The following is a 13,013-nucleotide window of genomic DNA, read 5'->3' on the forward strand; positions in this document are numbered from 1 at the left end:
GGCGTGCCATTGGCGGTGCCACCACCAGCACGGTCGACGCACTTGCCCGACTTGGTGTTGACCACCTGACCACCCGTCGGCGTCGGCGTCGGCGTGGGGGTGGTGCTGCCGGTGCCCCAGGCGTTCCAGCTGTCCCAGGTGTCGGCGTCGAAACCGATGCGACCGAGCTGGTCGGCGGACCAGTTGGAGCCGGCCTTGTCGATCGTGGTGCCGCCGACGGTGTAGTTCTCGAGCTTGATGCCGCGGGAGTCGCTGGTCTCGTTGCCGATGGTGACCTTCTGCCCGGCGGTGTTGGTGTACCGCTTGAGGTGGCTGACCTGCGAGGAGGGGTCCAGGCCGTTCCATCCGTCGATCTTGAGGTTCTTGATGTGGATGTTCTCGGTGTTGGACAGTGCGTAGACGCGCAGGGCGCAGTTGGTGGTGCCCTCGACGGTGATGTTCTCGAACCTCATGTTGCGCACGGTGGTGCCGGGGTTCGCTGTCTTCGTCGAGCCCATGTCCTCCCAGTGGGAGGAGGAGTTGAGGATGCAGGTGTTGTACTTGACGTCCTTCCAGAACATCCGGTTGTGGATCACGTGGGTGTTGGTGACGCTGACACCGTCGATGTTGCGGGGTGTCCAGCCCCACTGGATGACGGGCCCGTTCTCGTTCTTCCAGATGACGGTGTCGTCGATGCTCACGTCGGAGTGGTACATCTTCAGCACGTCGTCGTTGGCGTGGAAGAACGTGTTCTTCATCGTGCTGCCGCGGTACAGCTCGATCCCGTCGGTCTGCCAGTACCAAGACCCGACCTGCTTGTAGTTGTTCACGCGCATCGAGAACCTGCTCTCGTTGCCGTAGACGACGAACGAGTGGTAGGGCGGTTCGTTGATGGTCACGCCCTGCAGGTCGAGGTGCTGCTGCGCGTCGGAGGACTGGAGCTGCAGCATCTTCACGCAGCTGGTGTGGCAGTTGCTGTTGACGTTGTGCTGGTACCCGTTGGAGGTGTCGGCCTCGTAGACGTACTGCTCTCCGGACAGGACGCCGTATCCGGTGACCTTGTACAGGCCCTGGTTGTCGTGGAAGAAGCGGAAGGCGCCCTTCACGTACGCGCCGGGTGCGAGGTAGACCCACTTGACGTTCGCCGGCAGGACGGCGTGGTAGTTCGAGCCCATGGAGTAGGTGCCGGGGCGGAAGTAGATGATCTCCTGGCTGACGTTGTTGAGGTTGGTGACCTGCCCCGGGTTCGGGTAGTGGATGCTGCCCGAGTCCTCGGTGGGCACGAGGCGCTCCTTCTCGGCGCCGGTGAGCAGGGGTTCGGCGAAGACGAGCACAGAGTTGCGTGGCTCGGTGTGGATGGCCCGGTTGCCGGAGGCGCTGGTGGTGAGGTTGCCGCTGGCGCCGGCCATGTCGTTGTACGCGGTGTACAGCTGGGGCTCGAACTCGACCGAGAAGCGGTGGCCGGTGGGGTTGTAGGGCACCTTGATGCGGATGGTCGAGCCGTTGACGAGCTGCTTGTCGAAGTTCAGGTGCCGTGGGCGGAGCGTGACCTGGTCCGCGGACGTGATGGTCTGCCCGGTGCGCAGGGTGACGTCGACCCACACGTCGGTCGCGTACTGGAAGCTCGACCAGCTCATGGTCAGGTTGGCGCTGGAGGAGAACTCGGCGCCATCCTCCTCGGTGTACCCGATCTTGCCCTTGCCGCTGCGCGGGATGGACATGTACGTGAACGAGTCATACCGGGTGCTGGGTGCGCTGGCCGAGGCGACCTGGACGTCGTACGACGCCGAGCGGCGGACCTTGTCGCTGGCGACAGGGCTGCTGGTGTTGAACTCGTAGTTGTCGTGCCACCAGGTCTGCAGCTCGGCGTTGTCGGCTGTTGATGCCGCTGCGGTGGCGCCGGCAAGCGGCGCCGCGGCGGCTGCCGCCTGGGTCGGGTGCGCCGACGCGGGCACGATCAAAGCTGTTGTGGTGATCAGTGCTGCTGCGGCGAGTGCTGCGAGTCGTCGTCGACGTCGCAGATGTGGAGCGTGCATGATGGTTCCTCTCCTTGGTGGTCGGGGTGTTGCCTCCGTGCCAGCTCCTGGGGGAGCCGTGCGCCCGCTGCTGCGGGCGGCCGGCGGCACGGGCACGGCAATGCCCGTGCCGCCGGTGGTCGGTGCTCGCGGACTACGACGTGGTCGCGCCGAGCCGGACGTAAGGGACGACGACCGGTCCCGTGGTCCAGTCCATGACGGTGGCCTGGCTGGTCCTGCCGGAGATGATGTCGAAGGCGTTGCTGTCGGAGGTGTCGGTGTCCCGCGCCTGGTTCGCGTCGGTCCAGTCACCGGCTCCGCCGCCGCCGCGGTAGGGCCCGACGAAGGCGGGGCAGCCGATCCCCTGCCAGCAGTCGATGCCATAGATCGGGCGTACGTTGCCGGTCCCCTCACCGTCCTCGGCGGCGCTGAACATCGAGACCTGGTAGCCGGCGGTGCGCAGGCCGACTCCGGAGAGGGCGGCGGCGGGAACCGAGGTGACGATCTTGCCGCTGGGGATGACCGTCAGACGGACGTTCCCGATCCTTGTGAGGTCTGCGCCGTAGACGCCGCCGCCAAGGCGTGACGTGTCGTTGCGGCCGTCGGCCACGATGGCGTACTTCCATGCGCCGGCAGCTGACGTGTTCGTACCGGGAAGCAGGGGCGTGGTCGTCCTCGAGGCCCGGTTCTTCAGGTAGATGTTGACCCGTTGGGTGCTCATGCCGTTTCCGCCCCAGGGGTTGCGGACCTCGCCGGCGGTGGAGACGACGAAATGGACGGTGGGGCCGTCGCGGTACACGTCGAGCGCGGTCAGGTCGAAGCTGCCGGGGTTGAACGCTCCGGCGGAGGGGTAGCGGTAGCTTCCAGGTCCGTCGTCGTCCCCGCTGGGATCGGCGACCGAGCCGACCTTCTTGCCGAACGCGTGCACGGTGAACCGCTGGACGTTCATCACGCCATTGGCTCCGCGCGCGGTGACACGGACACGGTTGGAGATCTCGCTCAGGTTTGCCCTCGCCGAGAATCGCCCATGAGCGAGCCTCGCGGCCGTGTCTACGCCGTTGACGGTGACGGTGACCGCTGTGGCGTCCGTGGCACCGGTGACGCGCAGCCTCCGCGACGGTGCGGTGGCTCCGTCCTGCAGCCCTTCGACGGTCAGCGTAGGGGCCGGCCCGGTGGGCTGGTCGTCGCTGGTCGCGTTCCAGCCGTCCCAGGTGTCCGCGTCGAAGTTGAGCCGGCCGAGCTCGTCAGCAGCCCAGTTGTCACCCGACTTGAGAATCGCAACGCCGCCGACGGTGTAGTTGTGCAGCAGCAGCCCGTTGCCGTCACTGACCTCGTTGCCGATGGTCACCTTCGTGCCTGCGGTATCGGTGTACCGCTTGAGCAGGCTGGCCTGGGCTGAGCTGTCGAGCTCGTTCCACCCGTCCAGGTGCAGCCCGTCGATCTCGATGTTCTCCGTGTCCGACAGTGCGAACACCCGAAGTGCGCAGTTCGTCGCTCCCTCGACGCGAGTGTCGACGAACCGCATGTTCTTCACCGTCGTGGTGGTGTCGGCGCGGTCGGTGGCGCCCATGTCCTGCCAGTGGGAGGAAGAGTTGAAGATGCAGGTGTTGTACTTGGTGTCCTTCCAGTACATGCGGTTGTGGATGATGTCGGTGTTGGTGACCGTCACGTCGTCGATGGTGCGGGGGGTCCAGCCCCACTGGATCACGGGCCCGTTCTCGTTCTTCCAGATGACGGTGTTCTCGATGGCCACGTCGGAGTGGTACATCTTGAGCACGTCGTCGTTGGCGTGGAAGAACGTGTTCTTCATCCGGCCGCCGTCGTAGAGCTCGATGCCGTCGGTCTGCCAGTACCAGGACCCGACCTGCTTGTAGTTCTCCACGTTCATCTGGAAGTTCTCGACGCCCACCTCCGAGTCACCCTCGTGGGCGTAGGTGACGAACGAGTGGTACGGGGGCTGGTTGATCGTCACGCCCTGCAGGTCGAGGGTCTGCTGCTCGTTGGAGGACTCGAACTGCAGCATCTTCACGCAGGTCACGTGGCAGTTGTCGTTGACGTTGTGCTGGTACCCGTTGGAGGTGTCGGCCTCGTAGACGTACTGCTCGCCGGAGAGGACCCCGAGGCCGGTGACCTTGAACTCGGGTTGTGTCTCGTGCGGGAACTGGAACGCGCCCTTGACGTAAGCGCCGGGTGCCAGGTAGACCCACCTGACGTTCTCAGGTAGGACGGCGTGGTGGTCCGAGCCCATGTAGTAGGTGCCGGGGGCGAAGTAGACGATCTCTTCGGTGATCTCATTCAGGTCATCCACCAGGCCCGGCTGGGGGCGGTAGATGGACCCGGACTGCTCGGTGGGGATGGTCCGTTCTGCTTCGGCCGGGGTCGGTGCGGGATTGGCGAAGACGAGCATGGAGTTCTGCGGCTCGGTGCTGATCGACCGGTTGCCCTCCGAGCTGGTGGTCAATGCTCCGCTGGTGCCGCTCATGTCGTTGTACGCGGTGATCAGCTGCGGGTCGAACTCGACGGAGAACCGGTATCCGTCGTCGCTGAAGGGCACCTTCACGCGGATCGTGGAGGAGTCGACGAGCCGGGTCTCCAGGTCGAGGTCGGTGGGGCGGATGGTGACCTGGTCGGCGGAGGTGATCTCCTGCCCGGACTTGAGGGTGATGTCGACCCACACGTCGGTGGAGTACTCGAAGCTCGACCAGCTCATGGTCAGGTCGGCCGAGGAGGCGAACTCGGCGCCGTCCTCCTCGGTGTAGCCGATCTTGTCGTTGCCGCTGCGCGGGACGTTCATGTACACGAACGAGTCGTACGGCGTGGCTGGGTCCGACTGCGTGGTGATGGTCGCGTCGTAGAACTTCGACTGGCGAACCTGGTCGTCTCTGATCGGATCGGTGGTGGCTGCGGCGTTGTCGTGCCACCAGGTGGTCAGCTGGTCGGTATCGGCGGTGCGGCCCTGGGCCGATTCCGCCGGGGCGGGGCCGGTCGTTGCCGCGGACGGCGTGGCGATCAGAAGCCCGGCGGCGAGAGCGGCGACACCTATCATCGCGGCAGTCGCCGGTCGTGGTGTTGGGGCAGAATGCATGAGAGTTCTTTCTCCTGGGTACGGACGCTGCAGTGGTCGGGCTCGATGAGGGAGCTCGTTCGCCCGCTTCTGCGGGCGGGCCGGTGGTGCGGGCATGGCAGTGCCTGCACCACCGGTGTCAGTGGGCGCTGTCAGGCGCGGGCGCGGTCAGGCGCTGGAACCGAGGGGTTCGGGCGGCACGGGCTCCTCCTTGAGCAGTCATCGACGGTGATGAGGCTGTGGTGGATCGCCGCGCGGCTCCCGGGGAGCGCGCGGTTGTGCGGGGTTGTGGGGTCAGTGGCGGAGCAGCGAGTCCAGGACGGTGCGCTGGATGGCGACGGCCGCGGCACCGCGGGCCCACAAGGTGGGATCGTCGTCGAGGATGCGCAGGTCCAGGGGTGAGGCTTCGGGTTGGCGCGCCTGGGCGATGCCTGCGTGCAGGCGTTCCTGGGCGACGTGAGCGAGGCGGATGCCCTCGCCGGTGAGCAGGATGCGCTCGGGTTGGGCGATGTTCGCCACGGCGGCGATCAGGGTGCCGAAGGCGTGGGCGGATCGCCCGACGATCTGGTCGGCCAGCGGGTCACCGGCGGCGGCGAGATCGAGGACTTCGTCGTAGGTGACAGCACGTCCCAGGACCATGGCGGCCTGGGTGTGGATCGCCTTGGAGGACAGCAACGCGTCGGCGCAGCCGCGGTGGCCCTCGGGGCATGACGGCCCGAGAGGGTCGATCGGGAAGTGGCCGAGCAGGCCGATGCCGGAATCGGGGCCGGTGACCAGACGGTCGTGGATGACGAGCCCTCCGCCGACCCCAGCACCGATGGTCAATGCTGCAAAGCTGTGCACGTCTCGCCCGTCACCGAACCAGCGCTCCGCCTCCATAAGGGCGTCCAGGTCGTTGGCGATCGCCACGGGTCGCCCGGTGCGCTCGGTCAGGAGCAGACCGAGGTCGACGCCGTGCCAGTGCAGGAACGGCGCACGCTGGACGAGTGTGAAGTCGCGGACCGCACCACCGAGCCCTACCCCGACGGCTGCCGGCGTGCGGCCGACGGACAGCTCGGAAACGAGTCCCGCGAGCGCGTCGACGACCGACTGCGGGTCCCGGGCGGTGATCTCCCGGACGGTGGTGGCCAGGATGTCCGCACGGAGGTTCGTCAGCACGCCGTAGGCGCGAGAGCCCGTGAGCTTGATGCCCACGAACTGCTGCAGACCGGGGTCGACGTCCAGCGGCTGCATGGGCCGGCCCCCGCCGCGCGGCGCCGGGTCGGACACCTCGTGCAGCACGCCGGCATCCAGCAGTGGCTTGGTGATCCGAGTGAGGCTCGCGGTGGACAGGTCGAGCCGCTGAGCGAGCTCGGTGCGCGCCAGCGGACCGTGCAGCAGCACCTCGAGCGCCACGCGGCGCGACGTGGATGACAGCGGCGTCCAGAGTGATGCGGTGTCCAGCATCTGCGGCTCCTCACTGAGTCGGTCAACACCAGATAATACCGACACAAAACTCTCCGTCAACCCTGGACCCGTAGCGGAACCGTGACTTACCGCCGCTTGACACCAGATCGACGACTCGTAGTTAATGTTGTCACGAAGAAAACCTTCGGCTCGGATCGAAGGGGATCCCGGGCGGCGTCCAGGACGCGGCCCGGCCCGAGCTCAGGACGACGACGTCGTCGATCAGGAGGAAGTGGAATGCGTAAGCACACGGCGGTGCTGGCTGCCGGTTCGCTCGCTCTCGCGCTGGGCCTGGCGGCCTGCTCGAGTGGCGGTGACACCGGTGGTGAAGCCGAGGACGGCAGGACCCTGAAGGTCTGGTGGTGGGAGAACGACGACTCCGCACTGTCAGCAGCCTGGAACACGGCGATCGACATCTTCGAGGAGGAGCACCCGGACGTCGAGGTGCAGTTCGAGCTCAAGACGTACGAGCAGATGCAGCAGTCCGGGCAGCTCATCCTGGACTCGAACGACGCTCCGGACGTGCTCGAGTACCTCAAGGGCAACGCGACCGCGGGCGTGGTGTCCAAGGCCGGCCTGCTCACCGACCTGACCGACGTCGCGGCGGAGCGCGGGTGGGACCTGGACAACACCGCGCAGGACGTGGGCCTGTACGAGAACGGCCTGATGGGGTCCGGGCAGCGGTACGGGGTGACGAACTACGGCGAGTACGTCGGCCTGTTCTACAACACCGACATGCTCGCCGAGTACGACCTGGACACGCCCGAGACGCTCGAGGACCTCGAGGCCGTGATGCAGACGTTCGTCGACAACGACATCACCCCGCTCGCCCTCGGCTCGGCCGACTACCCCGGCACGCACCTGCTGTACGCGCTCGCACTGACGCACATGGACGAGAACTCCCTCGCCGCATACCAGCAGTTCTCCGGCGAGCCCGACTGGTCCGCCTGGGAGCAGGCTGCGACGACCCTCACGGAGTGGGTGGACAAGGGCTACATCAGCACCGACTCCACCGGCATCCCGGCCCAGGACTCGGGCAACGCGTTCGTCGCGGGCAATTACCCCCTGTTCTACTCCGGCACCTGGTGGGCGGGGAGCTTCACCTCCGACATCACCGACTTCGAGTGGGACCAGGTCCTCTTCCCGGGCAACGATCTGCACCCCGGCTCCGGGGGCAACCTGTGGGTCGTACCCGAGAAGGCGAAGAACAAGGAGCTCGCCTACGACTTCATCGAGATCACGCAGCGTCCCGAGGTGCAGAACCAGCTCGGTGACCTGGGCGGCGTCCCGGTGGCTGCCGAGGACGACGGGGTGACCGAGCCTGTTGGCAAGCTCACCACGGAGCGCTTCAACGAACTGCTGTCCGGGGAGAGCGGCCAGCTCGCGTGGTACCCCGACTGGCCTGTCGCAGGTCTCAACGACGTGCTCATCGCCCAGACGTCCGACCTGGTCCAGGGCAACGTCGACCCCGCTCAGGCGGCGTCGAACATCCAAGCCGCCTACGACGCCGGCAAGCCGCAGGGCTGAACCGGTCCATATTCGAGTGCGGTGACGCGAGCCCGGCTCGCGTCACCGCACCTACGAAGGACTCGACCATGACCTCTTTGATCGGCCTGCCCCCGCGTTCGACCGGTGCACCCGTGCGACGAAGCCGCCTCTTGGGCACGGAACGACCCGCAGGGTACTGGCTATACATCCTCCCCGGGGCGCTCGGCTTCCTCGCGGTGGTGCTCGTCCCGTTCGCTATGAACGTCTACTACAGCCTCACCACCTGGAGCGGGGTGGGTGAACCGCAGTTCGTGGGGCTCGACAACTACGCCCAGCTCATCGGAGACGCGACGTTCTGGACCTCGTTCCGCAACAGCGCGCTCTTCATCGTCGCGATGGCAGTGATCCCGACAGCGATCGGAGTCCTGCTGGCCGCCGTGCTGTTCGACTTCATCGCCCCACGGTTCGGAACCCGGACCTCGAGCCTGCTACGCGCGCTGTTCTACCTGCCGCAGATCCTGCCGATCGCGGTCGCCGGTGTGCTGTGGAAGTGGATGTACCAGCCCGAGTACGGGATCATCAACACCCTGCTCAGTTCCGTCGACCTGGACGGGCTGCGCCAGAACTGGCTCGGGGACTCCGACCTGGCCATCTACTCGGTGATGAACGTACTGATCTGGCTCCAGATCGGCTACACGGTCGTGCTGTTCATGGCCGGGCTCTCCCGCGTGGACCCCGCCCTGCACGAGGCCGCCGAGCTCGACGGCGCCGGATGGTGGCAGCGGTTCCGCATGATCACGCTCGTCCAGCTGAGGCCCGAGATCGCCGTCGTGCTCATCACGACCTCCGTCGCCGCGCTCAAGGTCTTCGCCCCCATCTTCGTGCTCACCCGGGGCGGACCCGGTACGAGCACGATCGTGCCCGCCTACTTCTCCTTCTCCAACTTCTTCACCACCACACGCGTCGGGTACGGCGCCGCGGTCGCCACGGTTCTCGCGATCCTCGTGACGATCATCGCGGTCGCGCTCCTGCGCTACCAGACCCGAACCACAGAAGGGTTCGACGATGACGGTCGATAACCTCTCCCCTGGCACCGCCACGTCCGCCACAGATGACATCACTCCAGCACCCGCCAGACAGCTGCGCACCCGAGGCGGCTCCCGCTCCCGGCGCGGGATCAGCGGCTGGATCGTGCTCCTGATCATCGCCGCCGCGGCACTTCTCATGATCTTTCCGTTCTGGATCGCGATCATCAACGGGTTCAAGCCCGCAGCCGACTACATCCAGGACGGCCCGATCTCGCTGCCGAGCCAGCTCGACTTCTCCGCACTCGTGGACTTCTGGCGCGGTGTCGACTTCAACCGGAAGCTCCTCAACAGCGTCGCCATCTCCGGCAGCGTGGCGCTCATCGCAGCGGTGCTCTCGCTGCTGAGCGCCTTCGCGATCGGAATCGGGCGCATCAAGGGAAGGGTGTGGATCCTGGCGGTCTTCATGGTCGCTTTTACCATCCCGCAGGAGGCGCTCGTCTACCCCCTGTTCGTCCTGACCCGCGACCTCGGCCTCTACGACACCCTGGCCGGCGTCATCATCATTCTCGCCGTCCTGCAGAGCGCGTTCGGGACCTACATGCTCTCGTCCGTCCTGGGAGCGTTCCCCAAGGAGATGCTCGAGGCCGCGCGCCTGGACGGTGCAAACAGGCGCCAGATCCTCGGGCGGATCGTCCTACCCCTGACCCGGCCCACCTTGTCGGTGCTGGTCACGTTCTTCTTCATCTGGACATGGAACGACTTCTTCCTGCCCCTGATCCTGCTGCCCTCCGCCGATAACCAGACCGTGTCGGTTGCCCTCGGCGCGCTCTCCGGCCAGTACACCTCGGACCCGACCGCACTGGCGGCGGCCTCCCTCGCCGGCATCCTGCCCGCCCTGGTCTTCTTCCTCATCTTCCAGCGCACGCTCATGCGTGGCGTCAACCTCGGCGCCGTCAAGTAAAGCCCCAGCCCTGGCCCATGCCCGCAGCCCGGTTGACCGCAGCCCGCTACCAGGCCAGGACCCATCCCGATCCCGGCCGATCCCGGGTCCAGCCGACCACCCACAAGGACAGCACATGACGCTCACGCGGACCGACCATGACACGACCACAACCGATGCCCAGTGGTGGAAGAGCGCCGTCGTCTACCAGATCTACCCCCGATCGTTCGCAGACTCGAACGGTGACGGCATCGGCGACCTGCCCGGCATCCGCAGCCGACTGGACCACCTGCAACGACTCGGCATCGACGTCATCTGGCTCTCCCCGATCTACCGCTCGCCCCACGCCGACAACGGCTACGACATCAGCGACTACCAGGACATCGACCCGGTCTTCGGAACCCTTGCCGACTTCGACGGCCTCCTCGCGGACGTTCACCAGCGTGGCATGAAGCTCGTCATGGACCTCGTCGTCAATCACACCAGCGACGAACACCCTTGGTTCCGCGAGTCGCGGTCGAGCAGCGACAACCCCAAGCGCGACTGGTACTGGTGGCGACCCGCGCGCGACGGTTTCGAACCCGGCGACCCAGGGGCCGAACCGACCAACTGGGAGTCTTTCTTCTCGGGCCCCACCTGGACGCTCGATCCGATCACCGGCGAGTACTACCTGCACCTGTTCGACCCCAAGCAGCCCGACCTCAACTGGGAGAACCCCGAGGTTCGCCACGCCGTGTACGCCATGATGCGCTGGTGGCTCGACCGGGGCGTCGACGGCTTCCGCATGGACGTCATCAACCTCATCTCAAAAGACACAACGCTTCCTGATGGCGCACCGGGAGCCTCTGGGCTGGGCAACGGGTTCCCCCACTATGCGAACGGTCCACGCATTCACGAGTTCATGCAGGAGATGCATCGTGAGGTCTTCGCCGGGCGGGACGGGCAATACCTCACGGTCGGGGAGATGCCTGGCGTCACGTGGCAGGACGCGGTCCTGTTCACCGATCCCGCGCGGCACGAGCTCGACATGGTGTTCCAGTTCGAGCACGTCAACCTCGACCACGGTCCGGGCGGCAAGTTCGACCCCCGCCCGCTGCGGGTGTCCGACCTCAAGGCCTCCCTCGGGCGCTGGCAGCGCGAGCTGGGCACGGCCGGCTGGAACAGTCTCTACCTCGGAAACCATGACCAGCCGCGCAGCGTCTCCCGGTTCGGCGACGACGGTGCGCACTGGCGCGAGTCCGCCACGGCTCTGGCCACCGTGCTGCACATGCACCGTGGCACGCCCTACGTCTACCAGGGCGAGGAGATCGGCATGACCAACGTGCCCTTCGCCACCGCCGAGGACCTGCGCGACATCGAGTCGCTCAACCACTACCGCAAAACTGTCGCGACCGGTCAGGACCCCGAGCGCGCCATGGCGGCCATCCGACACATCGGACGCGACAACGCACGCACACCGGTGCAGTGGGACGACGGCCCCCAGGCCGGTTTCACGACCGGGACAGCCTGGATCGGCGTCAACCCGAACCACACCTGGCTCAACGCCGCCGGCCAGTACGACGACCCCGAGTCTGTCTTCTGCCACTACCAGCGCCTCATCGAGCTACGGCGCACACTTCCCGTCGTCGCGCACGGCGACTTCCAGATGCTCCTGGCCGACCACCCCGCCGTGTACGCCTACCAACGCCAGCGCGAAGGAACGACGCTGCTCGTCGTGGCTAACCTCGCGAGCGAGCAGGCAGACGTCGCCCTCGACGTCGAGCACTACGACCTGCTGCTGAGCAACATCGAGCCGTACACGCCCTCCACGAACGGGCAGCTCGTGCTTACCCCCTGGGAGGCCCGGATCTACATCACGACGTCCCCAAGGTGACGCGGGACACGTCAATGCATCGCATCCAGGCGGCGTGACGAGCCAAGTAGCTCGTCACGCCGTCGGCGCCGACCAGGAGACCACACCACTCCGCGAAGGAAGGCCCGTAGTGCCGACTCATGCACGGGCACTTCCGTGGGGCTGGCTACACCGGCGAATACTGGTGTGAGGTCGTCGGGTTCACCATGGAGCCGTCAAAACAGGTCTGCAGGCGCGTCGCCCGTCCGCGGATGTTTTAGATCACCGCCTCGCCTAGCTGTACTGAACCCGGCGGGTTGGGACTTTCGCGTCGTTACGGTAGTAACGCGCGGTGTCGATGTGGCGATAACCCGCCCCCAACGCGGCTCCCACGAGCCTCTCGGTCTCGGTCGGCGGCACGAGGTAGGCCCCGAAGCAGATCCTCGGGATGTCCCGGCCATCGTTCAGCGTGACGCCGCTCATGCGGGCGGTGGTGATGGTGCTGATCATGGCGCGACACAACCTTCGCCCGCAGATGACCGCTTCCTGGCATGGCACGGTCCCGACATCAACCACCGCCGCTACGGACGCGTGAGTAGTACTGGCAGACCTAGGGACGGTGAAGGTTCTGGTTGCCGCTCCCAGAGCGGCCAAGACTGGCTCCATGAACACCACGGCCACTCCACTCATCACCCGCTCCGACACGACGGTTCCGGTGACCGTCTTCGCCCGTACGACGGCCACGCCCCGCAAGGCGTTCGACGTCATCGCCCCCATCGACCTCACCACGGTCTTCCACCCGGTGTTCCCCTTCCCGGGGGTCACCGAGGTCCGGAACCAGACACAGTCGTGGGACCACGCCGGCCCATCGCGGAACCCCACCTTCGGTGACGGCTCTCAGGCCACCGAGCGCCTCACCGAGTACGTGGCCGGACATGGCTTCGCCTACGAGCTGACCGAGTTCACCAACGTCCTCGGCAGTCTCGCCGCCGGGGTGCGAGGCGAGTGGTCCTTCTTCCCCGACGGCGACGGCAGCTCGATCCGCTGGACCTACGAGTTCAAGCCGCTCCGCGGACGCCGGCTCATCCTCGCGGGCCCGTTCCGACCCCTGTGGCGCCGCTACATGCAACGAGCCCTCGACCGGATGGTCGACGTCGTCGAAGCAGCCTGACCACTGCGGACGCGCTCCGTTGCCCTCCTCGACATCGGGATCTGCCGACTG

9 protein-coding genes are annotated in these 13,013 nt (G+C 66.5%); 5 read left to right on the forward strand and 4 right to left on the reverse strand.

What is annotated here, in order from left to right; all coding sequences use genetic code 11:
- The 3 genes from LUM46_RS17285 to LUM46_RS17295 all read right to left on the reverse strand — a co-directional run.
- A partial coding sequence (locus LUM46_RS17285; protein WP_274995485.1) for a family 49 glycosyl hydrolase occupies positions 1–2,015 on the reverse strand: 2,015 nt, incomplete at its 3' end.
- A gap of 133 nt (positions 2,016–2,148) precedes the next feature.
- Positions 2,149–5,040: a family 49 glycosyl hydrolase gene (locus LUM46_RS17290; RefSeq protein WP_274995486.1), complete on the reverse strand. Its 2,892-nt coding sequence runs from the start codon at positions 5,038–5,040 to the stop codon at positions 2,149–2,151.
- 312 nt (positions 5,041–5,352) lie between these two features.
- On the reverse strand, positions 5,353–6,504 hold the full coding sequence (locus LUM46_RS17295; RefSeq protein ID WP_274995488.1) for an ROK family transcriptional regulator: 1,152 nt from the start codon (positions 6,502–6,504) through the stop codon (positions 5,353–5,355).
- A gap of 237 nt (positions 6,505–6,741) precedes the next feature.
- On the opposite strand from LUM46_RS17295, the gene LUM46_RS17300 reads away from it, so the two are divergent.
- The 4 genes from LUM46_RS17300 (at position 6,742) to LUM46_RS17315 (ending at position 11,833) form a co-directional block, all read left to right on the forward strand.
- The gene (locus LUM46_RS17300) at positions 6,742–8,031 is read left to right on the forward strand and encodes an ABC transporter substrate-binding protein (protein WP_274995490.1); all 1,290 of its coding nucleotides are present in this window, start codon (positions 6,742–6,744) and stop codon (positions 8,029–8,031) included.
- Positions 8,032–8,099: 68 nt separating this feature from the next.
- Complete coding sequence (locus LUM46_RS17305; RefSeq protein ID WP_274995491.1) at positions 8,100–9,071, forward strand: carbohydrate ABC transporter permease; 972 nt, start codon at positions 8,100–8,102, stop codon at positions 9,069–9,071.
- Positions 9,058–9,981, forward strand: a complete 924-nt coding sequence (locus LUM46_RS17310; protein WP_274995492.1) for a carbohydrate ABC transporter permease — start codon at positions 9,058–9,060, stop codon at positions 9,979–9,981. Before LUM46_RS17305 ends, LUM46_RS17310 begins: the two co-directional genes overlap by 14 nt.
- A gap of 115 nt (positions 9,982–10,096) precedes the next feature.
- Positions 10,097–11,833, forward strand: a complete 1,737-nt coding sequence (locus tag LUM46_RS17315) for a glycoside hydrolase family 13 protein (protein ID WP_274995493.1) — start codon at positions 10,097–10,099, stop codon at positions 11,831–11,833.
- 252 nt (positions 11,834–12,085) lie between these two features.
- On the opposite strand, the gene LUM46_RS17320 is transcribed toward LUM46_RS17315, so the two are convergent.
- Positions 12,086–12,301, reverse strand: a complete 216-nt coding sequence (locus LUM46_RS17320; protein ID WP_274995494.1) for a hypothetical protein — start codon at positions 12,299–12,301, stop codon at positions 12,086–12,088.
- 154 nt (positions 12,302–12,455) lie between these two features.
- Between LUM46_RS17320 and LUM46_RS17325 the strand changes: the two genes are divergently transcribed.
- Positions 12,456–12,962: an SRPBCC family protein gene (locus LUM46_RS17325; protein ID WP_274995495.1), complete on the forward strand. Its 507-nt coding sequence runs from the start codon at positions 12,456–12,458 to the stop codon at positions 12,960–12,962.
- The last annotated feature ends 51 nt before the right edge of the window (positions 12,963–13,013 follow it).

The sequence above is a fragment of the Promicromonospora iranensis genome, from assembly GCF_028994805.1.
GTDB lineage: Bacteria > Actinomycetota > Actinomycetes > Actinomycetales > Cellulomonadaceae > Promicromonospora > Promicromonospora iranensis.

Bases quoted from the DNA above. Each gene is read 5' to 3' on its own strand.
- LUM46_RS17290 (WP_274995486.1), bottom strand. From the start codon at position 5,040: ATGATAGGTGTCGCCGCTCTCGCCGCCGGGCTTCTGATCGCCACGCCG.
- LUM46_RS17295 (WP_274995488.1), bottom strand. From the start codon at position 6,504: ATGCTGGACACCGCATCACTCTGGACGCCGCTGTCATCCACGTCGCGC.
- LUM46_RS17300 (WP_274995490.1), top strand. From the start codon at position 6,742: ATGCGTAAGCACACGGCGGTGCTGGCTGCCGGTTCGCTCGCTCTCGCG.
- LUM46_RS17305 (WP_274995491.1), top strand. From the start codon at position 8,100: ATGACCTCTTTGATCGGCCTGCCCCCGCGTTCGACCGGTGCACCCGTG.
- LUM46_RS17310 (WP_274995492.1), top strand. From the start codon at position 9,058: ATGACGGTCGATAACCTCTCCCCTGGCACCGCCACGTCCGCCACAGAT.
- LUM46_RS17315 (WP_274995493.1), top strand. From the start codon at position 10,097: ATGACGCTCACGCGGACCGACCATGACACGACCACAACCGATGCCCAG.
- LUM46_RS17320 (WP_274995494.1), bottom strand. From the start codon at position 12,301: ATGATCAGCACCATCACCACCGCCCGCATGAGCGGCGTCACGCTGAAC.
- LUM46_RS17325 (WP_274995495.1), top strand. From the start codon at position 12,456: ATGAACACCACGGCCACTCCACTCATCACCCGCTCCGACACGACGGTT.